We start from the raw sequence: 21,464 nt of genomic DNA, 5'->3' as shown, positions 1-21,464 counted from the left end.
CCCATCCGCCGCGACAACTCGCGGACCGGCCTCGTGCGCCCCGCGGGAGGCTGAGGGATGTTCCAGGCCTGCACCGATCCGGACACGCTCGACGGCCTTGCCTGGCTGGCGTGCTACCTGACCAACGGCAAGCACATCGCGTTCTACGGCTCGTTCCTGACCGTGCTCTCGCTGCTGGCGATCACCGCACCTGTGGCGCTGGCCTTCGGCTTTGGCGGCGCCGTCGCCGCCCGGTCGCGCATCGCGCCCCTGCGGTGGTTCGGACAGGCCTATACCGCGATCGTGCGGGGCGTGCCGGACATCGTGTTCTTCCTGTTCTTCGTCATCGCCCTCGACCAGGGTTTCGAATGGCTGCGCCACAAGGTGAAATGCCCCGGCTGGGATCAACCGATCCGCCAGGGGAGCGATTTCATCGTCTGCGCCGAGGCCAAGCTGCCGCTGTCCTCCTCACCGCAATGGGTGCACGAGGGCTATGGCTTCGGCCTGGCGGTGCTGACATTCGCCATCGTGTTCGGCGCCTTTGCCGCCAATGTCCTGTCCGGCGCCATGCGCGCCGTCCCGCGGGCGCAGGTCGAGACCGGCGAGGCGTATGGCATGACCCATCGCCAGACATTCTGGCGCATCCTCGTGCCGCAGATGTGGGTCTATGCCCTGCCCGGCCTGTCGAACCTCTGGATGATCCTGGTCAAGGCGACGCCGCTGCTGTTCCTGCTGGGCGTCGAGGACATCGTCTACTGGGCGCGCGAGCTTGGCGGGGCCAAGACCAACATCTACGCCTATCCTCATCCCGACTGGCGGCTGTGGTACTTCCTCGGGCTTCTGGTGTTCTATCTCGGGCTGACCAAGGTCTCGGAGATCGTGCTGGCGCGCATCAACGACCGCCTCTCGCTGGGCCAGGCGACGGCGGCCGGTGAGGCCCGGCGGCGGAGGGCGGCGGCATGAGCTGCGCGCAGTCGATCCAGGACTACGCGCTGCGTTCGCTCGGCATCGGAGAGCGGCTTCTGCCGCGGAACGACTTCACGCTTTGCGAACAGGTGGTCCTGATCGGCTCGGGGCTGATCTGGAACGTCTATTTCGGCGTCCTGGCGCTGAGCTTCGGCTTCCTGCTGGCCACCGCCGTCGCGCTTGGCAAGGCCGCCGACAGCCCCTGGCTGCGCAAGCCCTCGGAATGGTTCATCTTCGTGTTCCGGGGCTCGCCGCTCTTCATCCAGTTCTTCCTCGCCTACGAGGCCTTCGTCCTGCTGCCCCGCAACGGGATCGAGCTCCTCGGCATCACCGCCGAGACCGGCTGGCTGACACGGGCCTGGGCGGGGGCGCTGATCGTGCTGTTCCTGAACACCGCGGCCTATTCGGGCGAGATCTTCTACGGTGCCCTGCGATCGGTCCCGAAGGGCGACCTGGAAGCGGCGGACGCCTACGGCTTCACCGGCTGGCACAAGTTCCGCAAGATCACCTGGCCCACGATGCTGCGGCTGGCGTGGCCGGCCTACACGAACGAGGCGATTTTCCTGTTCCACGCCACCACGCTCGTCTACTTCTCGGGCTTCCCGGCTTGGCAGCAGAAGGGCGACGCGCTGTATTACGCCAACTACTTCGCGGACAAGACGTTCAACCCCTTCGTCCCCTACCCGATCGTCGCGGTCTATTTCATCCTGCTGACCCTGTGCCTGATCGCGCTGTTCGGCTGGGCGAACCGGCGGCTCAACCGGCACCTTCCGCAGACGCAGCGCAGGCGCATCCGCTTTCGCCCGCAGGTGATCCGGTGAGCTTTCTCGTCGATCACCCCGAGATCCGGACGATCCGCGTCGCGGCCGCCGACCTGAACGGCCAGGCGCGCGGCAAGCGGGTGCCTGCCCGCTTCGCCGACAAGATGGCCGAGAACGGCACGCGGTTTCCGCTGTCGGTGATGAACCTGGATATCTGGGGCGAGGACATCGACGACAGCCCGCTCGTCTTTGCCAGCGGCGATCCCGACGGTGTGCTGCTGCCGACCGAGAGGGGCTTTGTCCCGATGCCGTGGCTCGAGGCGCCGACGGCGCTCTTGCCGCTCTGGATGCACCACGAGGACGGACGCCCCTTCGACGGCGATCCGCGGCACGCGCTGGCGCGGGTCATGCGCCGGTATGCCGAGCGTGGCCTGACGCCCGTGGTGGCGACCGAGCTCGAGTTCTACCTGATCGACGATTCCGGCAAAACGCTGCGCGTGCCCCCCTCGCCCCGCTCGGGCAAGCGCCGTGCGGGGGCCGAGATCCTGTCGCTCAGGGCGCTCGACGCGTGGGACGTGTTCTTCACCGACCTCTACGACGCGTGCGAGGCGATGGACATCCCCGCCGAGACGGCGATCTCCGAGGGCGGGCTGGGCCAGTTCGAGGTCAATCTCAGCCACCAGCCGGACGCGCTGAAGGCCGCCGACGACGCATGGCTGTTCAAGCTGCTGGTGCGCGGCATGGCCCGGCGCCACGGCTGCGCGGCGTCGTTCATGGCCAAGCCGTACGAGGATTATCCCGGCAACGGGATGCACGTCCATTTCTCGGTGCTGGATGCCGAGGGGCGCAACATCTTCGACGACGGCGGCCCGAGGGGCACCGACACGCTGCGCCATGCAGTCGCCGGCTGCCTCGCCGCGATGCCGGGCTCGGCGCTGATCTTTGCGCCGCACGGCAATTCCTACGAGCGCATGGTGCCCGGCGCGCACGCGCCCACCGGCGTCTCGTGGGCCTACGAGAATCGCACCTCGGCGATCCGCATCCCCGCCGGCGCCACGGCCGCCCGCCGGATCGAGCATCGCGTCGCGGGCGGCGACGTGAACCCCTACCTCCTGCTGGCGGCGATCCTCGGCGCCGCGCTCGACGGGATCGAGGACGCGGCCGAGCCTCCGGCACCGATCACCGGCAACGCCTACGATCAGGACCTGCCGCACATGCCGACCGACTGGGCCGGCGCGATCGACGCCTTCGAGAGCGCCCCCGAGGTCGCCCGCATCTTTCCCGCCGCCCTGATCCGCAACCTCGTGCTGACCAAACGGCAGGAGCTGCGCTATCTTGCCGACCTGTCGCCGCAGGAACGGGTCGATCTCTACCTCGACACGGTGTGACGCCACCGCGCGGCCACCGCTTGCAGGAGCGCCCCGGCGCGAATACCTCTGAGAAACATCAACTCACCGGTGACCCATGCATATCGGCATCCTTCAGACTGGCCACGCCCCGCAGGCGGTGCTGGAGCGTGACGGCGACTACGACGCGATGTTCGCGCGTCTTTTCCGCGGCCACGACTTCGACTTCACGACTTGGAACGTCGTCGACATGGAGTTTCCCGAGGGCCCCTCGGACGCCGAGGGCTGGCTGATCACCGGCTCGCGCCACGGCGCCTACGAAGACCACCCCTGGATTCCGCCGCTGGAAGAGCTGATCCGCGCGATCCACCGCTCGGACCGGCCGCTCGTCGGGATCTGCTTCGGCCACCAGATCATCGCGCAGGCGCTCGGCGGCACGGTCGAGAAGTTCGGCGGCGGCTGGTCCGTGGGGCGCCGCGACTATCACTGGAACGGCGACACCGTGCATCTCAACGCCTGGCATCAGGACCAGGTGATCGCTCCACCGCCCGAGGCCGTGACGCTGGCCCACAACGACAGCTGCGCCCATGCCGCCTTTGCGATCGGGGACCGGATCATGACCGTGCAAGCGCATCCCGAGTTCACCGACTCCACCGTCGATACGCTGATCGAGCATCGGGGACCGGGCGTGGTGCCCGACGACCGGTTGGCGACGGCACGGGCGGGCCTTGGCGCGGGCGTCGACAGCGCCGCCATCGCCGACAGGCTGGCGGCCGTCCTGAAGGGCGCCCGGCCGTGAGAGAGCTGATCGAACGCCTGCCCCCCGCCGCGCAGACCTATCTCGACGGGCGCACCCTGGACGAGGTCGAGTGCATCGTGTCGGACCTGCCCGGCATCGCGCGCGGCAAGGCGATGCCGGCAGCCAAGTTCGCCAAGCAGCCGCGCTTCTACCTGCCGAACTCGATCTTCTTCCAGACGATCACCGGAGACTGGGCCGACGCCGCCACCGATGACGGCTTTACCGAGCCGGACATGATCCTGACGCCCGACTTCTCCACCGCGACCGCGGCGCCATGGACCGGCGACTGGACCATCCAGGTGATCCACGACATGTCGCTGCAATCCGGCGCGCCGGTCCCGGTTGCGCCACGCAACGTGCTCAAGCGGGTGGTCGGCCTCTACGAGGCGCGCGGCTGGAAGCCGGTCGTCGCGCCCGAAATGGAGTTCTACCTCGTCGCGCGGAATACCGATCCGGCACGCGACATAGAGCCGATGATGGGCCGCTCGGGGCGCCCCGCGGCCGCGCGGCAGGCCTATTCGGTCACCGCGGTCGACGAATACGGCCCCGTCATCGACGACATCTACGATTTCGCCGAGGCGCAGGGGCTCGAAATCGACGGCATCACGCAGGAGGGCGGCGCGGGACAGGTCGAGATCAACCTGCGCCACGGCAACCCGGTAAAACTGGCCGACGAGATCTTCTACTTCAAGCGGCTGATCCGCGAGGCCGCGCTGCGCCATGGCTGCTTCGCCACCTTCATGGCCAAGCCGATCGAGGGCGAGCCCGGCAGCGCCATGCACATCCACCATTCCGTGCTGGACATCGACACCGGCGCGAACCTGTTCTCGGACGCCACCGGCGCCGAAACCGAGGCGTTCGGCCATTTCATCGCCGGCCTGCAGACCTACCTGCCCTCCGCGATTGCGCTGCTGGCACCCTACGTCAATTCCTACCGCCGCTACGTCAAGGACCACGCCGCGCCCATCAACCTGCAATGGGGCCGCGACAACCGCACCACCGGGCTGCGCGTGCCGGTCTCGGACCCGGATGCCCGACGCGTCGAGAACCGGCTCGCCGGCATGGACTGCAATCCGTATCTCGGCATCGCGGCCTCGCTTGCCTGCGGCTATATCGGCCTGACCGAGGGCCGCGCGCCCAGCCCGCAATACATCGGCGACGCCTATGCCGCGCCAGAAGGCATCCCCAAGGGCCTTGCCGGGGCGATCGAGCTGCTGCGGGCCTGCGAGCCTCTGAAAGAGGTGCTCGGCCCCGCCTTCACCCATGTCTACAGCGCCGTGAAAGACGCCGAATACGCCGAGTTCCTGCAGGTCATCAGCCCGTGGGAGCGCGAGCACCTGCTGCTGAACGTGTGACGGCGGTGGATGGGCCTGCTTGACGCAAATGGCAGCCTCGGCACCCACGCCGACAGCTGGTACGCCGCCACCGCCACGGCGCCCGAGCCGTCCGCGCCGCTGCGGGGCGCGCATCGCGCCGATGTCTGCGTGATCGGCGGCGGCTATACCGGCCTGTCCGCCGCGCTGCATATGGCCGAGGCAGGCCGCGACGTCGTCCTGCTCGAGGCGCACCGCGTCGGATGGGGCGCCTCTGGGCGCAACGGCGGGCAGATCGGCTCTGGCCAACGGCAGGACCAGGCCTGGCTCGAGGCGCGGATGGGCCGCGACGACGCCCGCGCACTCTGGCGGCTGTCGGAAGAGGCCAAGCACCTGCTCGTCGCGCTGATCGCGCGGCACCGGATCGACGCCGCGTGGCGGCCGGGGCTGATATCGGCCGAACGCTTTCCCTCGGGCGTGGCCGCCGCCCACCGCATCGCCGAGCGGATGGCCCGCGACTACGGCTACCACCGCCTGCAGCCGCTGGACCGCGACGCCCTGCGCGCGATCGTCCGGACCGACGCCTTCGCCGGCGGCCTGCTGGATCACGGTGCGGGGCACCTGCACCCCTTGCGCCTGGCCTTCGGCCTTGCCCGTGCCGCCACAGCGGCCGGCGTGCACATGTTCGAAACCAGCCGCGCCACCGCCGTTTCGGACGACGCCCCCCACCGGGTCGAGACGACCGAGGGCCACATCATCGCCGACCAGGTCATCCTCGCCACGAACGGCTATCACGACGGCCTCGACCGCCGCCTCGCGCCACGGGTCATGCCGATCAACAACTTCGTAGCGGTGACAGAGCCCCTGGGCCCCCGCGCCACCGAGGTGCTGACGCAGGACGTCGGCGTGGCGGACGATCGGTTCGTGGTCAACTACTGGCGCCTGACCGAGGACCGCCGCCTGCTGTTCGGCGGCGGCGAGAGCTATCGCGACCGGTTCCCCGCCGACATCGCCGGGCTCGTCCGGCGCAAGATGGCCGGCATCTATCCACAGCTGCGCGACATCCCCCTGACCCATGCCTGGGGCGGCACGCTCGGCATCACGGCCAGCCGGATGCCGCATCTCGCCCGGCTGGCACCCACCATGCTGACCTCGGGCGGCTATTCCGGCCACGGCGTCGCGATGGCGTGCCTCGGCGGGCAGCTCGCGGCCCGCGCGCTGCAAGGGCAGTCGGACGGGTTCGACCTGATGGCCCGCGTCCCGACCCCTGGCTTCCCCGGTTCGGACGCGCTCCGCCCCGCCCTGCTGACGCTGGCGATGACGTGGTTCGGATTGCGCGACCGGCTGGGGCTCTGACGCGCCCCATCGGCAACGTTGCGCCGCGCTGACGGGTCAATCGGACGCATCGCGTGGATTGTCCTCGCCTCAACTGACCCGGTCAGTTACACAAAAGCCGAAACAGACTTTTGGGAAAGCGAAAGATGCGCGACCACTGCGAGCCCGCCCTGCCCTCGGTCCACGATGCCGATCCGATCCCCGAGACGGCCCGCGCCGAGGTCGAGCGGCTGATGCAGAGCGGGGACCTGTTTCGCTACACCGCCGCCTCCGACGCCCCCGTCACCCTGCTCGAACGCGACTTCGCCGCGATGATGGGCAGCCGCTACGCGCTCGCTGTCGCCTCGTGCTCGGCCGCGCTCTTCCTCTCGCTCAAGGCGCTCGACCTGCCCGAAGGCGCCCGCGTCCTGATCCCCGCCTTCACCTTTGCTGCGGTGCCCTCGGCCGTTGTCCATGCCGGCTGCACGCCCGTGCTCGTCGAGTGCGGCGCCGACTACCGCATCGACCTGGGCGATTTCGCCGCCCGCCTGCCGGAGTGCGATGCCGTGCTGGTCAGCCACATGCGCGGCCACACCTCGGACATGGACGCGATCATGGCGCAGGCCGAGGCCGCTGGCCTGCCGGTGATTGAGGACGCCGCACATTCCCTCGGCACGCTCTGGAACGGCCGGAAGATCGGCACGCTCGGCCGGGTGGGCTGTTTCTCGTTCCAGTCCTACAAGCTGCTCAACGGCGGCGAGGGCGGCATCATGGTCACCGACGACGCCGACCTGATCGCCCGCGCCGTCATCATGTCCGGCGCCTACGAGCACAACTGGGCCAAGCATGACGGCGACGCCGCGCTCGAGGCCGCGTTCGCCCGGTGGCAGAACAGGCTGCCGCTCTACAACACGCGGCTGTCGAACCTCGCCGCGGCAGTGGTGCGTCCCCAGCTCGCCGAGGTGCCGCAGCGGGTCGCCGCGGGCCGGCGCAACCACGACCGCGTCGCGGCGCGGCTGGCGACCTCGCCCCATTTCCACGTGCCCGCGCCGCTCCCGCCGGAACAGCGCGCCCCCGACTCGATCCAGTTCAACCTGAGGGACCTGGGCGCCGAACAGGTCCAGACCTTCACCGCCGCCGCCAAGGCCCGCGGGATCAAGGTCCAGGTCTTCGGCCTCTCCGCCGACAACGCCCGCGCCTTCTGGAACTGGGATTTCCTGGGCCCGCGGCCCGATCTGCCGCAGACCCGCGCGATGCTGATGCACGCCTGCGACGTGCGGCTGCCGGTCCGCCTGACGGTCGCGCAATGCGACCTGGTGGCGGACACGCTTCTGGCCGCATTGGACGACGCGCTGGGGCGAGACGCGGCTTGAACCTGCCGGAGCGGCGCGGCATCCTCCCCGAAACGCCACAAGGCCCGAGTTCCGGATGACGTCCCGCCACGGCGGCTGCCTCTGCGGCCGCACCCGATATGTCTACGACCCCGCCGGCATAGGCTGGTGCGCGCATTGCCATTGCGACAGCTGCCGCCGGGCCACCGGGGCGCCGATGGTCACGTTCTTCGCAATCCGCACCACGGCCCTGCGCTGGCTCGGCTCCCGCCCGTCCACCCGTGACAGCTCGCCGGGCGTGACGCGCGGCTTCTGCCCGGAATGCGGCACCCCGATGACCTATGCGCGCCAGTCCGATCCTGACGAGGTTCACGTCCTCGCCGGGACACTGGACGATCCGGCCGAGGTCACCCCCACCCGGCACGACTTCTGGGACGAGAAGCTGCCCTGGCTCGAGCTCGCCGACGACCTCGAGCGGCACCGCGGGTCCGACCCCGACTGAACATTTCCCGGCATCCCTTGCCCACGCCCATAGCCCGGAGTCCCGCGATGTCCGACCATGCCACCGACAGCTGGGAAGCCCGCGCCGCCGCGCACAGCTTCTACGGCTTCACCGACATGCCGACGATCCACGATCGCGGCACGATCGTGGTGACCCACGGCGAGGGACCCTATGTCGTCGATACGAACGGCCGCCGCTACCTCGACGCCAATTCCGGGCTCTGGAACATGGTCGCGGGATTCGACCACCCGACCCTGATCGAGGCCGCCAAGGCGCAATACGACCGCTTCCCCGGTTACCACGCCTTCTTCGGCCGGATGTCCGACCAGACGGTGATGCTGTCCGAGCGGCTGGCCGACCTCGCCCCGTTCGACGGCGCGCGGGTATTCTACACGAACTCGGGCTCCGAGGCGAACGACACGCTGGTGAAGATGCTGTGGTTCCTCGCCGGCGCCGAGCGGAACCCCGGCCGGCGCAAGATCCTCACCCGCTGGGGCGGCTATCACGGGGTGACCGCCGTCTCCGCTTCGATGACCGGCAAGCCCTACAATTCGATCTTCGGCCTGCCGCTGTCCGGCTTCCTCCATCTCACCTGCCCGCATTACTGGCGCGAAGGACGCGAAGGCGAATCCGAGGCCGACTTCACCGCCCGCCTCGCGCAGGAGCTCGAAGACACGATCGCCCGCGAAGGGGCCGACACCATCGCCGCCTTCGTGGCCGAGCCCGTGATCGGCGCCGGCGGCGTGATCCCCCCGCCCGAAGGATATTTCCAGGCGGTCGAGCCGATCCTGCGCCGGCACGGCATCCCGCTCGTCTCGGACGAGGTCATCTGCGGCTTCGGCCGCACCGGCGCCGTCTGGGGCGCCGAGACCTACGGCTTCATGCCCGATGCGATCATCTCGTCCAAGGCACTGACCGCCGGCTTCTTCCCGATGGGCGCGGTGATCCTCGGCCCCGACCTCGCCGACCGCCTCGGCCGCGCCGTCGAGGAGATCGAGGAATTCCCCCACGGCTTCACCGCCAGCGGTCACCCGGTGGGCTGCGCGGTGGCCCTCGCAGCGATCGACCTGATCGCCGACGGCGGCCTGCTCGACAATGTCCGCCGCCAGACCCCGCGGTTCGAGGCCGGCCTTGCCGCCCTGGCGGAGCATCGCAATATCGGCGAATGGCGCGGCAAGGGCCTGATGGGAGCGCTCGAGGCGGTGCAGAACAAGGCCACGCGCACCCCCTTCGCGTCCGACCTTTCCGTCAGCGAGCGCATCGCCAACACCTGTACCGATCACGGGCTGATCTGCCGCCCGCTGGGCCAGTCCATCGTTCTCTGTCCGCCCTTCACAATGACGGATGCGCAGATGGACGAGATGTTCGACAAGCTCTCCACCGCCCTCGACACCGTCTTCGCCGAGGTCGCCTGACACGCCCCTTCACCTGTCGGGAAATATCCCGGGGGAGCCGCCGCAGGCGCCGCCGGACATCGCATGCGCCGCAGGCGCTCCGTCCGGTGGGCCGCTACTCGTTCATCTTCGAGAGCTTGGCTTGCAGGTCGGCGAGCTGGCGCTTGATCTCGTCGATCTCACGCTGGTCGTCGTCGGGCGCCTCGGTCTCCTCCGGAGAGGGGCCGGACCACTGGCCGCCCATGCCGCCGGTCATCGCCTTGAAGAAAGCCTCCTGCTGGGCCTTCATCGTCTCGTAACCGGGCATCCCCACCATCGGGTTCATCGCCGATTCGAGCATCTTCGACTGACCCTGCCGCAGCATGTCGAAGCTCGCCGCCAAGAATTCCGGCACGACGGACTGAGCCTGGGTGGTATAGCTGCGCACGAGGTCGGTCAGCACCGCCAGCGGCAGGACGTTCTCGCCGCGCGATTCGTGTTCGGCCACGATCTGCAGCAGGTACTGGCGCGTCAGGTCGTCGCCGGATTTCAGGTCGATGATCTGGACCTCGCGGCCCTCGCGGATAAAGCCCGCGATGTCCTCGAGCGTGACGTAGTCGCTCGTCTCGGTGTTGTAGAGACGGCGGCTGGCATATCGCTTGATCAGCAGGGGCTTTTGCTCTTCGGCCATGACCGCCTCCCATTGGCGTTGCAGTGCAGCACGAGGCTATGTCACGGGCGCAGAAAAAGAAAGGGCGAGCACGAGGCCCGCCCTTCGATCGCTTCCGTCCGGTCGCTCCGGCAGGATTACTTCGAGTTCGCCGCCGCGGTCGACGTGGCCTTCTTGGTCATCGACGTGACGTCGGCCGAGGCTTTCTTCATGGCCGAGGTCGCGTCCTCGCTCATGTCCTTGCCGGCAGCCAGCATCAGCTCGACGGTCTCCATCTGGACCTTCTTGGCGACTTCGGCGTAGGCGGCCATCGTCTCGGCGCCCATCTCGGCCTGGGCCGAGGCAAAGTCGGTGACGGCCTTCGAGTAGGCCTGCGGATCTTCCTTGACCGTGGTCACGTCGCCCAGCTTGGACAGCGTGTCCTTGGTGTATTTGGACGAAATCTCGGTGGATTTGTCGGCCGCCTCGAGCGCGACTTTCGACATCTTCTCGCCGAAGGCCGCATAGCTCTTGAAGCTGTCCTGCATGGCCGAAAGGTCGACCGGGAACATGCCCATCATGTCGTTCATCATCTTGCTGTAGTCTTGCGTCTTGGTCGCCATCGTAAACGCTCCATTCTCTCTCGGTGTGTGCCGGCCGGTTGGCGCCCTCGCCGCCTCCTGCCGCGTCGTTCTGAGAGGAATATGCATGCTGCACCGCAGCATTTCAAGGGTGATTTCTGCGGTGCAGCAAAAAAGCTCCCGCGGCGTAACCCGTCAGATCTCGGGCTCTTCCACCACGTATGTCCCAGGCGCGGGGGCAAGGATCTCGACATCGCCCTCGCCCGGCACGCGGGCGTCCACCTGCCGCCCCGAGCGCTTCTTCAGCCAGTCCAGCCAGAACGGCCACCAGGACCCTTCGTGGAAGTCGGCGGCCACGCGCCAGTCCTCGGGCGTGCCGCTCCAGTCGCCGTTGGTATAGTGGCCGTATTTCTTCTTCGACGGCGGATTCACGATGCCGGCGATGTGGCCCGACTCCGACAGTACGAAGGTCTTGGACCGGCTGCCCATCTTCTGGATGCCGTGGTAGGAGTTCGCCCAGTTGGCGATGTGGTCGGTCTCGCAGGCGACGGCCAGCAGCGGCACACGCACGTCCCGGATGTGCAACCGCTCGCCCAGAAGCTCGATCCCCTCTTCGGCAAAGGCGTTCTGCTGGCACAGGCGCCGGAGATACTCGAGCGTCATGCGCGCCGGCAGGTTGGTCGAGTCACCGTTCCAGAACAACAGGTCGAAGGCGGGCGGTGACTCGCCCATCATGTAGCTCTTGATCGCCGGCTGGTAGATCAGGTCGTTCGCCCGCAGGAAGCTGAACGTCCGGCTCATGAAGAACGAGTCCAGCACCCCCTTTTCGTGGACCTCGGCCTCGATCCCGTCCACGAAATCGTTGTCGAGGAACACGCTGAACTCACCCTGGTCGGTGAAGTCCGTCAGCGTGGTGAAGAAGGTCGCCGACTTGATCGACTTGTCGCCCCGCTTGTGCATCAGCGCCAGCGTCAGGGACAGCGCGGTGCCGGCGATGCAATAGCCGACGGCATTGACCTGATCCTCTCCGGTGATCTCCTTCACCTTCGAGATCGCGTCGAGGTAGCCCTGCTCGATGTAGTCGCCCAGCCCGATCTCGGCGAAGCTGCGGTCGGGGTTGCGCCAGCTCACGACGAACAGCGTATAGCCCTGCTCGACGATGTGGCGGATCAGACTGTTCTTGGGCTTCAGGTCGAGGATGTAGAACTTGTTGATCCAGGGCGGGAAGATCAGCAGCGGAGTCTTGTGCTGCGTCTCGGTCTCGGGAGAATACTGGATCAGCTCGAACAGCTTGTTGCGATAGACGACCGACCCCTCGGTGGTGGCGAGGTTCTCGCCGACCTTGAACGCCTCTCGGTCCGCAAGCGTCACAAGGATCTCGCCCTCGCCCGCCTCGATGTCGCGCACCAGGTTCTCCAGCCCGTCGACCAGGCTCTGCCCGTCGGTCTCGACGGCCTTGGCCAGGGCGTCGGGATTGGTGGGCAGGAAGTTCGTCGGGCTCATCAGGTCGACGATCTGGCGGCTGAAATACGCGATGCGCCGCCGCTCGCGTTCGGGAAGACCGTCGAGATCCTCGACGGCGTTGGTGATGGCCTCGGCCGAGAACAGGTACTGCTGCTTGATGTAGTTGAAGTACGGGTTCGTGTCCCAAAGCGGGTTCGAGAACCGCTTGTCCGACGGCCCGTGGTCCGATGGCGGGGCAATCCGGCCCTGGGCCAGCGTGTGCTGCGCCTCGAGGTAGTGGCGCATCGCCTTGCTCCAGTAGGCGACCTGGTGCTCGAAGATCTTCGAGGGATTCGCGATCATCTCGGCGGTATAGGCCGTGGCCGCCTTCATGAAGACCTCGTTGCCCGGCCCTTGCAGCGCCGGGCGCACGTGCCGCTTGTGGGCGAGCGCCGCGACGAGCCGTTCCGACAACTCCTCGACCCGGGCGAGATTCTGGTTCAGAGTTTCGAGATCATTCGGGGCGATAGCGGGGCCGTCGGATTCCTCGGTTGTCATGTGCACCTTTCAGGCCTACTTTGCTGCGGGGCAGCATCGTCACGCGATGTATCCAGTCTAACGTCGCCTCATGGACGGGCATAGGGGCGATTTGCCCGGGACGCCCGGAAGAGGAGCTCAACCCATGCGGTACATGGCGACGTACGACCTGATGGAAACGATCCGGAACACCAACCAGTGGCTCGGCGCCACGGCGCAGGCATTCGGCTCCTATCCGGCAACCGGTCTCTTTCCGTCGCCCCTCTTCCAGATGCTCGCCGCATGGGGCGAGGTGACCGAGCGCTCCTTTGCGCGGATGGTCGCCAAGCCCGACTGGAACATCGACACGATCGTCGGCGACGATGGCCGCGACCACGTCGTGTCGGTCGACGTCGACAAGGCCGGAGATTTCGGCGATCTCATCCGCTTTCGCGTGAACGGACGGCCCGAGAAACAACGCCGCATCCTGCTGATCGCGCCGATGTCGGGGCACTATGCCACGCTGCTGCGCTCGACCGTCAAGTCGCTGCTGCCCGACGCCGAGGTCTGGGTGACCGACTGGCACAACGCACGCGACATCCCCGTCAGTGCGGGCAAGTTCGATGTCGACGACTACACCCTCTACATCGCCGACTACATGCAGGAGCTCGGCCCCGACATCCACGCCATCGCGATCTGCCAGCCCGCCCCGCTTGCCCTGGCCGCCGCGGCCTACCTGGCCGAGCGCGAGCCCGACCGGCAGCCCGCCTCGCTGACCCTGATCGGCGGCCCGATCGACCCGGATGCCGCCGCGACCGACGTGACCGATTTCGGCCGCAGGGTGACCATGGGCCAGCTCGAGGAGCTCGTGATCCAGCGCGTCGGCTTCAAGTATGCCGGCGCCGGGAGGATGGTCTATCCGGGGCTGCTGCAGCTCACCTCGTTCGTCTCGATGAACGCCGAGCGCCACACCCAGGCCTTCCGGGATCAGGTCCTGGCCGTCGCCAAGGGCGAGGCGAGCGACAACGACCGGCACAACAAGTTCTACGACGAATACCTCGCCGTGATGGACATGACGGCCGAGTTCTACCTTTCGACCGTCGAGCGGATCTTCAAGGACCGCGACGTGGCGCGGAACGTCTTCACGGTGAACGGCGAACCCGTCGACATCGGCAAGATCACCGACATCGCGGTCAAGGTCGTGGAAGGCGAAAATGACGACATCTCGGCCCCCGGACAATGTCTGGCCGCCCTGCCCCTGCTGACCGGGCTACCCGACTCGAAGAAGGCGGCACACCTTGAGCCGGGCGCGGGCCATTACGGCATCTTCGCCGGCCGGTCGTGGCGCAACAACATCCGCCCGCTCGTGCTGGACTTCATCGACGGAAACACGCGCGCCGTGCGCAAGCGCGGCCCGCGGGCCGTCAACGAGGATGCCGGAGGCCCAACGCCGGTCTGAGCGCCGGCGCCGGCCGGGATCAGCGCAGCAGCTGCTTCTCGGCGGTGCGGTTCAGCCAGGCGCGCAGCGCTTCGGTCACGCGGTCAGGCGCTTCGAGCGTCGGAAGGTGGCCGGCCTCCGCGATCTTCACCAACTCCGATTTCTGCATCATCTCGGCGACGAAGTCGTGCCGGCGCGGCAGGGTGATCGTGTCGTGCTCGCCGCACAGGACCAGCGCGGGCACCCGCACCTGGTGCAGCGTCCGTTTCTGGTCCGGCCGGCGCTGCATCGCGCGGGCTTGACGCAGGTAGACCTCCTGCCCCAGCGCCATCGCCATCTCCGCCATGAACTCGGCCAGCGGATGCCGAAGCTCGCCCGGCGCCAGCGCCTCGGGCGGCAGATCCTCGGCCAGGACTTCGGCCAGTCGACCGCCCTTGGCGCGGGCGATCCGCGTTTCGCGCTCGGCGGAGATCGGCGGCGTCTCGGCCAGGCAGTTTGCCGAGATCAGCGCGATCCGCGTGACCCGCTCGGGCGCGCGGCGCATCACCTCCAGCGCCACCGCGGCCCCCAGCGACATCCCGGCCACCGCGAAACGCTCCGGCGCGGTGTCGAGTACGGCCTGGGCCATGTCCTCGACGCTCTCGTCCCGGGTCAGCGGCAGCAGAAGGATCGTATGATCAGGCGACAGCGCCTCGATCTGCGGGCCCCAGACGCGGGCGTCGCACATGAAGCCGGGAAGCAGGACCAGAGGTTCGGGGGCCGGGGCGCCCGGACCATCCGAGCGCATGTCTGCCGAAATCGCGTTCATGCAAATGCCTCTTTTCGGCGCGATTGCCGTGCGCCGTCAGGTGACGCTACGCCAGCGTGGAAAGGCGCGCAAGCGACCGGCCGACGCGGCGGCGCGATCCCGCGGAACGTCGGAGCGGCGGGGCTTGCCGCGGCGCGGGACGCCTAGAGATTCCGCGCCCAGCCCACGATCTGCTCCAGCACGATGGGGGTCATGTCGGGGCTCAGGATGTCGCCCGCGATGACGTGGTTCATCGGGTCGTTGCCCTCCGGCACCTGCTGCGGCGCCAGGATGGCGGGCCCGCCCCATTCCGAGGCGACGTCGCGCGTGGCCCGGTGGTCAACCACCTGGTCGGCGTCCGAGAACATGAACAGGGCCGGCGTCTCGACGGTGCCGAAATTCATGCCCTTCACCTCGTCCACGAGATGCGCCATCGGGAACAGCGCCTCGCTCGGGTAGCGCTCGGTCCAGTAGTCGGCGTGGGCGTCGTTCTGCGGAGTGAAGCCTCGTACGCGGCCCGCGAAGACCGGCAGCAGATACTCGGCCCCCGGCACGGTCAGGAGCCGCGCGGCGCGGGACTTGAGCCGGAAGTTCGGCGACAGAAATACGAGGCCGGCCACGTCCTCCATCATCGCACGGTCGGTCGCGGCGGCGGCCGCGATGGTGCCGCCGGTCGAGGTCGAGATAACCAGCACCCGCTCGCCGATCCGGCGGCCGATCGCCATCGCCTCGGCATAGTCGTTCATCCAGTCGCCGGCGTCGGGCTCGGCCATCGCGTCGCCGTCTCGGCCGTGACCGGCAAGCCGGGTGTAATAGATGTTCGCCTCCAGCGCGTCGGCGACGTCCTCGGGCACGGGCCGGATCTCTTCCGAACTGGCCGAGAAGCCGTGGACGTAGACGACCGCCCAATCCGTCCGCTCGCCCTCGTCATCCTCCCATTCGACGCGCTTGCGCACGCCGTCGACGAGATCGTCGTACTGCGCCTCCCGCTCTTCGAGATAGGCATCGATGTCGTCGCCGATCTGCGCGGGGTCGAAATCGACCGTCAGGGCGACCTCTTCGCGGGGCGCGAAGATCCACAGCGCCACCAGCGCGATGACGGCCAGGACGAACAGACGGATCGCCCACCGGATCACGGCGCGAATCAACCTCATGCGCCCGTCTCCACCAGCAATTCGGCAATCGCGCCCTCGATCAGCGCCAGACATTCGGGCGAGGAAAAGCGGTGGTCGGCGCCCTTGACCAGCGTGAGCCGCACGTCGGGGCTTTCGACGTGGTCCAGCAGCCGCAGCGCGACCGACCGGTCCACCTCCGCATCCGCCGTGCCCTGCAGCAACCGCACCGGCCCCGGCACGGACAGCGGATCGCGCAGGACGAGATGACGACGCCCGTCCTCGATCAGGCGGCGGGTGATGACGTTCGGCGCGTCGGAATACTCGGACGCCTGTTCGACGCGGCCCTCTTCCTCGAGCGCGACGCGTTCCTCACGGGTCATGCCCGCCCACATCGCATCCTCGGTAAAGTCAGGCGCCGCGGCGATGCCCACCATGCCCGCCACACGCTCGGGCACGGCGCGGGACACGAGCAGCGCGATCCAGCCGCCCATCGACGAGCCGACGAGGATCTGCGGCCCCGTGGTGAGTGCCGAGATCGCCGACACGGCGTCCTCGGCCCAGTCCCCGATCGCTCCCTCCTCGAACGTGCCGGACGAGGCGCCGTGGCCGGAATAATCGAACCGCAGGAAGGCCCGGCCCCGCGCCCTGGCCCATTGGGACAGGTGGGCTGCCTTGGTGCCGGCCATGTCGGACCGGAAGCCGCCGAGAAAGACGATGCCGGGGCCCTCGCCGGGCACACGCTCGTAGGCGAGACTGCGCCCCTGGGGGGATTCGAAGCGCTCGAAGCTGTCGGTCATGTCGCCTTTCCGTTCTGCCCGGGCCATCGGGGCGGAGATTAGGCCGCGCGGCCGGGGCGATGCAATCAGGCTTCCACCTCGGCCAGCCGCGTCGCCACCACCGCCGCGGCTAGGCTCATCCCGGCAAAGACGCACAGCGTCGCGTTTGGCCCCATCAGCGAGGCCAGAGCACCGAACGCGCCCGACGCCAGAAGAAGGACGCCGATCACCGTGTTCGACACGGCCGTATAGGACGCGCGCGCCTCCGGTGGCGCCATGTCGACGAGATACGTCGATCGCCCCTGCCGCACCCCGTGATAGGCGACCATCAGGACGAACAGCACCGCCGGCAAAGCCCAGACCGTGCCGATCTGTCCCAGCAGGTCCAGGACCACGGCGCCGCCCATCGCCACTGCGCCGGCCACACCCGCCAGCCGCAGCACATTCCGGCTCGACCGGTCGGCCAGCCGGCCCCAGACATAGGACGAGATCAGAGAGGCCACCGCAGAGGCCAGCACCAGCGCCCCGAGCCGGCCGAACGCCTGGCCGCCATCCTCCTGCCCCAGCAGCACCAGGTAGGGCGGCGCCAGCGCGGTCGAGACGAGCAGCCCGCGGGCGACGATGAGGACGACGAGCTGACGGTCCTCGCTGAGCAGTTTCAGCTGCCGCAGGGGATTGCCGCCCGATCCCGCCGCGCCCGGAGACCGCATCTCGCGCAGCGTCGAGAACACCGCGCCCGCGGCCAGCCACAGCCCGGCCGCAAGGGTCAGCGCGCCGATCACCAGGACCATGCGCTCGGCCACGCCGGACAACAGCAGCAGCGCGAACACCACGACCCCCACCGACGCGAACGAGCTTGCCAGACCGGTCACCGAGCCGCGCCGCGTCTTGCCCACGGTCTTGCCCAGAACGTCCTTGAAACTGGCCGAACAGATCGACCGCGACACAGCGAGGAGCGCCACGAGCAGACAGATGACCGCACCGGCCGCATTGCCGTCCAGCGTCAGACCCGCCAGCACGATCCCCGCCGTCGCAAGCCCCTGCCCCAGGCTGCCCGCGGCCCAGAACCACTTGCGCCGCGGCATCGCGCGGATGCGGTCGGCCACGAACAGTTGCGGCAGCAGCGCCCCGGCCTCGCGGATCGGTACCAGCAGCCCCACGAACAGGGCCGACGCGCCGAGGCTGCTCAGCAGCCACGACAGGACGAGCTTGGGATCGATCAGGCCGTCGGCCACCTTGCTGGCCGTCAGGGACATCGCGTGCCGCAGGAAATTGCCCGGTTCGACCGCCTGCGCGTCCTCGTCCAGCCCGCCGGGGCTGTCGGAATCGTCGGTCAGGGTTTCGAACAGGGTCTCCTCGAAGCTCGTGTCGCTCATCTCGTCTCCGCTGGCTGCTTTCGCTGACTGGCCCGCGAGACATACGGCGACCGCCGGGAAAGTCACGGGCCAGTGCGGCGCGACCGCTTGACGCCACCGCGCCGGCGCGGCATGACCCGTCTCACGACATACCCGCAACCGGGCGTTCCGTGGGCGCCAAACCGACGAGGAGCAGGCCAATGAGCCAGATTTCCCTGACATTGCCCGACGGCACCGCACGCGATTTCGACGCTGGCACGACGCCCGCGGACGTCGCCTCGGCGATCTCGACCTCGCTTGGGAAGAAGGCGATCTCGGCCACGGTGAACGGCACCCACTGGGACCTTCAGTGGCCGATCGAAGCCGACGCCCGCATCGACATCCACACGATGAAGGACGACGCCCCGGCGCTGGAGCTGATCCGCCACGACCTGGCGCACATCATGGCCCGCGCCGTGCAGGAGATCTGGCCGGAAGTGAAGGTCACCATCGGTCCCGTCATCAACAACGGCTGGTACTACGACTTCGACCGGGCCGAGCCCTTCACCCCCGAAGACCTGGGCCTGATCGAACAGAAAATGAAAGAGATCATCGCCAAGCGCGATCCCGTCACGACCGAGGTGTGGAAGCGCGACCGCGCGATCGCGCATTACCGGGACACCGGCGAGCAGTACAAGGTCGAGTTGGTCGAGGCGATCCCCGGCGACCAGCCGATCCGCATGTACTGGCACGGCGACTGGCAGGACCTCTGCCGGGGCCCGCACCTGCAGCACACCGGCCAGGTCCCCGCGGACGCGTTCAAGCTGATGAACGTGGCCGGCGCCTATTGGCGCGGCGACAGCTCGCGGCCGATGCTCCAGCGGATTTACGGCGTCGCCTTCAAGACCAAGCAGGACCTCAAGGCACACCTGACGATGCTGGAGGAGGCCGCCAAGCGCGACCACCGCAAGCTCGGCCGTGAGATGGAGCTGTTCCACTTCCAGGAAGAGGCGCCCGGCATGGTGTTCTGGCACCCCAACGGCTGGACCGTCTACCGCGCGCTCGAAGACTACATGCGGCGCAAGCTGACCAAGGCCGGTTACCGCGAGATCCGCACGCCGCAGGTCGTCGACCGCAAGCTGTGGGAAGCCTCCGGCCACTGGGACAAGTACCGTGAGAACATGTACATCACGGAAATCGACGAGGAGCATGCGAACGAGAAGCGGGTGAATGCTCTGAAGCCGATGAACTGTCCGTGTCACGTGCAGGTCTACAATACCGGCATTAAGTCTTACCGGGATCTGCCGTTGCGTCTGGCGGAGTTCGGGTCGTGCCACCGCTACGAATCCCATGGCGCGCTGCACGGGCTGATGCGGGTGCGGGGCTTTACCCAGGACGACGCGCACATCTTCTGCACCGAGGACCAGATCGAGGACGAGTGTGCCCGCTTCATCGACCTGCTGGCCGGCATCTACCGCGACACCGGGTTTGCCAAGTTCGACATCAAGCTGTCGACCCGGCCCGAGGTGCGCGTGGGCTCGGACGAGGTCTGGGACAAGGCCGAGGCGGCGCTGGAAAAGGCGATCCTTTCGGTGCGCAACGACTACGAGCTCGACCCCGGCGAGGGCGCGTTCTACGGCCCCAAGCTGGACTTCAAGCTGACCGACGCGATCGGCCGCGAATGGCAGTGCGGCACGTTCCAGGCGGACTTCAACCTGCCAGAGCGGCTCGACGCGACCTATATCGGCCAGGACGGGGAAAAGCACCGGCCGGTCATGCTGCACCGCGCGGTCCTGGGGTCTTTCGAGCGGTTCCTGGGCATCCTGATCGAGAACTATTCCGGCAAGATGCCGATGTGGCTGGCGCCGCGTCAGGTGGTCGTCGCGTCGATCGTCTCGGACGCCGATCCTTACGTCGACGAGGTGGTCAACCTCCTGAATTCCAAGGGAATCCGCGCCGAGAGCGACATCCGCAACGAGAAGATCAACTACAAGGTGCGGGAACATTCCGTCGGCAAGGTGCCGGTGATCCTGGCCATCGGCGCGCGCGAGGTCGCGGAGCGCACGGTCACGGTCCGCCGGCTGGGCGAAAAGCAGACCGCGTCGATGCCGCTGGACGAGTTCGTCGGCCAGATCACGTCCGAGGCGTTGCCGCCCGACCTGGCGTAAGGTCTGCACACAGGCTGGGCAGTGCGGGCGGCGCGATGCCGCCTGCACACGCGTTACACGAGTTTTACTTGCGTTTTTCACCGTCCTTGGCACGCTGAGTCGCGTGACAACGGACTTTCCATGACGACGGCTCCTGATTGAGGGGCAGCCGGACGGCGCGAAAGACTCTGGCTGCACCACCCCGCCGCAGTTCCGCGGGCGGGTTACGACAAAGGGAGACGCGGCATGCCCACCGGCACCGTAAAGTGGTTCAACACGACCAAGGGCTACGGCTTCATTGCACCCGACGGGGGCGGCAAGGACATTTTCGTCCACATCTCGGCGGTGGAACGCGCCGGGCTGACCGGCCTCGCCGACAATCAGAAAGTGCGCTTCGAATTGATCGAAGGGCGCGACGGCCGCACGTCGGCCGGAGAGCTAGAGGCGCTCTGACACTTCGCCGCGCCCTGACACGGGGCGCGGCCCAATCCCGCCGGACGCGGGACATTATCCCTTAGAAATCAACGCCCTGTCAGCCAACGGCGCGGGCGATCATCACCCCGGCCCAGGCCGACACGCCGGTCAGGGCGGTGCCCCACAGACCGTCGATCACCACCTGTTTCCACGACCAGTCGCGCATCACGGCGAACGAGGTGAACTCGTACGTGCCATAGGCCAGAGCGCCCAGCAGCGCCCCGTTCAGCAGCGCCTGCATGGGCGCGTCGGCGCGCAGGGCGGGCCACGAGACCAGCCACAGAAGCCCCGCGACGTAGAACATGTAGAACACGGCCGCAGGGGCCATGCGGGGGCTGTCGAGCACCGCGTCCCCCAGCTGCGCCTCGAACAGCGGCTTCATCACGGTGCGCAGCATCACCGCGTCGGCGGCGAGAAAGACGACGGCGGTGGAAATGTAGAGAACGATAACCTGCATCGGGCGGCCCCTTAACGACTGACCCCCCGGATACGCACGACAGGGCGATTCGGATCCCGCGTC

Annotated in this window: 20 protein-coding genes; 12 read left to right on the top strand and 8 right to left on the bottom strand. The window is 68.0% G+C overall.

Features of this window, described 5'->3' with window-relative positions; genetic code table 11:
• The first annotated feature begins 57 nt into the window (after positions 1-57).
• From BMZ25_RS15960 to BMZ25_RS15925, 9 genes are all read left to right on the top strand, one after another.
• A complete protein-coding gene (locus BMZ25_RS15960; protein ID WP_092695404.1) occupies positions 58-942 on the top strand; it encodes an ABC transporter permease in 885 nt (294 codons plus the stop codon).
• Entirely contained in the window at positions 939-1,766 is an 828-nt protein-coding gene (locus BMZ25_RS21185; RefSeq protein WP_235859902.1) for an ABC transporter permease, read from the top strand. Before BMZ25_RS15960 ends, BMZ25_RS21185 begins: the two co-directional genes overlap by 4 nt.
• Positions 1,763-3,094 carry a glutamine synthetase family protein gene (locus BMZ25_RS15955; protein WP_235859901.1) on the top strand — a complete coding sequence of 444 codons (1,332 nt, stop codon included), beginning with the start codon at positions 1,763-1,765 and terminating at the stop codon, positions 3,092-3,094. The genes BMZ25_RS21185 and BMZ25_RS15955 overlap by 4 nt, the downstream gene beginning before the upstream one ends.
• A gap of 76 nt (positions 3,095-3,170) precedes the next feature.
• On the top strand, positions 3,171-3,851 hold the full coding sequence (locus tag BMZ25_RS15950; RefSeq protein WP_092695400.1) for a type 1 glutamine amidotransferase: 681 nt from the start codon (positions 3,171-3,173) through the stop codon (positions 3,849-3,851).
• Positions 3,848-5,206 carry a glutamine synthetase family protein gene (locus BMZ25_RS15945; RefSeq protein WP_092695398.1) on the top strand — a complete coding sequence of 453 codons (1,359 nt, stop codon included), beginning with the start codon at positions 3,848-3,850 and terminating at the stop codon, positions 5,204-5,206. The genes BMZ25_RS15950 and BMZ25_RS15945 overlap by 4 nt, the downstream gene beginning before the upstream one ends.
• 9 nt (positions 5,207-5,215) lie before the next feature.
• Positions 5,216-6,520 carry an NAD(P)/FAD-dependent oxidoreductase gene (locus tag BMZ25_RS15940; protein WP_092695396.1) on the top strand — a complete coding sequence of 435 codons (1,305 nt, stop codon included), beginning with the start codon at positions 5,216-5,218 and terminating at the stop codon, positions 6,518-6,520.
• Between the two features lie 125 nt (positions 6,521-6,645).
• Complete coding sequence (locus BMZ25_RS15935; protein ID WP_092695394.1) at positions 6,646-7,851, top strand: DegT/DnrJ/EryC1/StrS family aminotransferase; 1,206 nt, start codon at positions 6,646-6,648, stop codon at positions 7,849-7,851.
• A 55-nt stretch (positions 7,852-7,906) separates the two neighbouring features.
• Positions 7,907-8,311 carry a GFA family protein gene (locus BMZ25_RS15930; RefSeq protein WP_092695392.1) on the top strand — a complete coding sequence of 135 codons (405 nt, stop codon included), beginning with the start codon at positions 7,907-7,909 and terminating at the stop codon, positions 8,309-8,311.
• Positions 8,312-8,358: 47 nt separating this feature from the next.
• Positions 8,359-9,726, top strand: coding sequence for an aminotransferase (locus BMZ25_RS15925; protein WP_092695390.1), 1,368 nt, complete (start codon positions 8,359-8,361; stop codon positions 9,724-9,726).
• 94 nt (positions 9,727-9,820) lie between these two features.
• Here the strand turns inward: BMZ25_RS15925 and phaR are convergent, their stop codons facing one another.
• The 3 genes from phaR to BMZ25_RS15910 all read right to left on the bottom strand — a co-directional run bounded on the left by phaR (position 9,821) and on the right by BMZ25_RS15910 (position 12,915).
• Complete coding sequence (phaR, locus tag BMZ25_RS15920; RefSeq protein WP_092695388.1) at positions 9,821-10,375, bottom strand: polyhydroxyalkanoate synthesis repressor PhaR; 555 nt, start codon at positions 10,373-10,375, stop codon at positions 9,821-9,823.
• A gap of 116 nt (positions 10,376-10,491) precedes the next feature.
• Positions 10,492-10,956, bottom strand: a complete 465-nt coding sequence (locus BMZ25_RS15915) for a phasin, PhaP (protein WP_092695386.1) — start codon at positions 10,954-10,956, stop codon at positions 10,492-10,494.
• 153 nt (positions 10,957-11,109) lie between these two features.
• Positions 11,110-12,915 (bottom strand): PHA/PHB synthase family protein, encoded by a 1,806-nt coding sequence (locus tag BMZ25_RS15910; protein ID WP_092695384.1) that lies wholly within the window; start codon positions 12,913-12,915, stop codon positions 11,110-11,112.
• A gap of 124 nt (positions 12,916-13,039) precedes the next feature.
• Between BMZ25_RS15910 and phaZ the strand changes: the two genes are divergently transcribed.
• The gene (phaZ, locus tag BMZ25_RS15905) at positions 13,040-14,332 is read left to right on the top strand and encodes a polyhydroxyalkanoate depolymerase (RefSeq protein WP_092695382.1); all 1,293 of its coding nucleotides are present in this window, start codon (positions 13,040-13,042) and stop codon (positions 14,330-14,332) included.
• Positions 14,333-14,351: 19 nt separating this feature from the next.
• Here the strand turns inward: phaZ and BMZ25_RS15900 are convergent, their stop codons facing one another.
• The 4 genes from BMZ25_RS15900 to BMZ25_RS15885 all read right to left on the bottom strand — a co-directional run bounded on the left by BMZ25_RS15900 (position 14,352) and on the right by BMZ25_RS15885 (position 18,365).
• Positions 14,352-15,119: an alpha/beta fold hydrolase gene (locus BMZ25_RS15900; RefSeq protein ID WP_235859900.1), complete on the bottom strand. Its 768-nt coding sequence runs from the start codon at positions 15,117-15,119 to the stop codon at positions 14,352-14,354.
• 143 nt (positions 15,120-15,262) lie between these two features.
• The gene (locus BMZ25_RS15895) at positions 15,263-16,252 is read right to left on the bottom strand and encodes an alpha/beta hydrolase (protein ID WP_092695380.1); all 990 of its coding nucleotides are present in this window, start codon (positions 16,250-16,252) and stop codon (positions 15,263-15,265) included.
• Positions 16,249-17,010 carry an alpha/beta hydrolase gene (locus BMZ25_RS15890; protein WP_092695378.1) on the bottom strand — a complete coding sequence of 254 codons (762 nt, stop codon included), beginning with the start codon at positions 17,008-17,010 and terminating at the stop codon, positions 16,249-16,251. Before BMZ25_RS15890 ends, BMZ25_RS15895 begins: the two co-directional genes overlap by 4 nt.
• A gap of 65 nt (positions 17,011-17,075) precedes the next feature.
• Entirely contained in the window at positions 17,076-18,365 is a 1,290-nt protein-coding gene (locus BMZ25_RS15885; RefSeq protein WP_092695376.1) for an MFS transporter, read from the bottom strand.
• Between the two features lie 179 nt (positions 18,366-18,544).
• On the opposite strand from BMZ25_RS15885, the gene thrS reads away from it, so the two are divergent.
• On the top strand, positions 18,545-20,491 hold the full coding sequence (thrS, locus tag BMZ25_RS15880) for a threonine--tRNA ligase (protein WP_092695374.1): 1,947 nt from the start codon (positions 18,545-18,547) through the stop codon (positions 20,489-20,491).
• A 225-nt stretch (positions 20,492-20,716) separates the two neighbouring features.
• Complete coding sequence (locus BMZ25_RS15875; protein WP_177190492.1) at positions 20,717-20,923, top strand: cold-shock protein; 207 nt, start codon at positions 20,717-20,719, stop codon at positions 20,921-20,923.
• 79 nt (positions 20,924-21,002) lie between these two features.
• Here BMZ25_RS15875 and BMZ25_RS15870 read toward each other — a convergent pair whose 3' ends face one another.
• A complete protein-coding gene (locus BMZ25_RS15870; protein ID WP_092695370.1) occupies positions 21,003-21,401 on the bottom strand; it encodes a DUF2177 family protein in 399 nt (132 codons plus the stop codon).
• Positions 21,402-21,464 lie beyond the last annotated feature (63 nt).

Source organism: Tranquillimonas rosea, assembly GCF_900111315.1.
Lineage (GTDB): Bacteria > Pseudomonadota > Alphaproteobacteria > Rhodobacterales > Rhodobacteraceae > Tranquillimonas > Tranquillimonas rosea.
The sequence above is the reverse complement of the archived record's forward strand: the minus strand, read 5'-3'. Positions and strand labels throughout refer to the sequence as shown.

Bases quoted from the DNA above. Each gene is read 5' to 3' on its own strand.
- BMZ25_RS15925 (WP_092695390.1), top strand. From the start codon at position 8,359: ATGTCCGACCATGCCACCGACAGCTGGGAAGCCCGCGCCGCCGCGCAC.
- BMZ25_RS15950 (WP_092695400.1), top strand. From the start codon at position 3,171: ATGCATATCGGCATCCTTCAGACTGGCCACGCCCCGCAGGCGGTGCTG.
- BMZ25_RS15870 (WP_092695370.1), bottom strand. From the start codon at position 21,401: ATGCAGGTTATCGTTCTCTACATTTCCACCGCCGTCGTCTTTCTCGCC.
- BMZ25_RS15910 (WP_092695384.1), bottom strand. From the start codon at position 12,915: ATGACAACCGAGGAATCCGACGGCCCCGCTATCGCCCCGAATGATCTC.
- BMZ25_RS15875 (WP_177190492.1), top strand. From the start codon at position 20,717: ATGCCCACCGGCACCGTAAAGTGGTTCAACACGACCAAGGGCTACGGC.
- thrS (WP_092695374.1), top strand. From the start codon at position 18,545: ATGAGCCAGATTTCCCTGACATTGCCCGACGGCACCGCACGCGATTTC.
- BMZ25_RS15885 (WP_092695376.1), bottom strand. From the start codon at position 18,365: ATGAGCGACACGAGCTTCGAGGAGACCCTGTTCGAAACCCTGACCGAC.
- BMZ25_RS15915 (WP_092695386.1), bottom strand. From the start codon at position 10,956: ATGGCGACCAAGACGCAAGACTACAGCAAGATGATGAACGACATGATG.
- BMZ25_RS15940 (WP_092695396.1), top strand. From the start codon at position 5,216: ATGGGCCTGCTTGACGCAAATGGCAGCCTCGGCACCCACGCCGACAGC.
- phaR (WP_092695388.1), bottom strand. From the start codon at position 10,375: ATGGCCGAAGAGCAAAAGCCCCTGCTGATCAAGCGATATGCCAGCCGC.
- BMZ25_RS15900 (WP_235859900.1), bottom strand. From the start codon at position 15,119: ATGAACGCGATTTCGGCAGACATGCGCTCGGATGGTCCGGGCGCCCCG.
- phaZ (WP_092695382.1), top strand. From the start codon at position 13,040: ATGCGGTACATGGCGACGTACGACCTGATGGAAACGATCCGGAACACC.
- BMZ25_RS15960 (WP_092695404.1), top strand. From the start codon at position 58: ATGTTCCAGGCCTGCACCGATCCGGACACGCTCGACGGCCTTGCCTGG.
- BMZ25_RS15895 (WP_092695380.1), bottom strand. From the start codon at position 16,252: ATGAGGTTGATTCGCGCCGTGATCCGGTGGGCGATCCGTCTGTTCGTC.
- BMZ25_RS15890 (WP_092695378.1), bottom strand. From the start codon at position 17,010: ATGACCGACAGCTTCGAGCGCTTCGAATCCCCCCAGGGGCGCAGTCTC.
- BMZ25_RS15930 (WP_092695392.1), top strand. From the start codon at position 7,907: ATGACGTCCCGCCACGGCGGCTGCCTCTGCGGCCGCACCCGATATGTC.
- BMZ25_RS21185 (WP_235859902.1), top strand. From the start codon at position 939: ATGAGCTGCGCGCAGTCGATCCAGGACTACGCGCTGCGTTCGCTCGGC.
- BMZ25_RS15935 (WP_092695394.1), top strand. From the start codon at position 6,646: ATGCGCGACCACTGCGAGCCCGCCCTGCCCTCGGTCCACGATGCCGAT.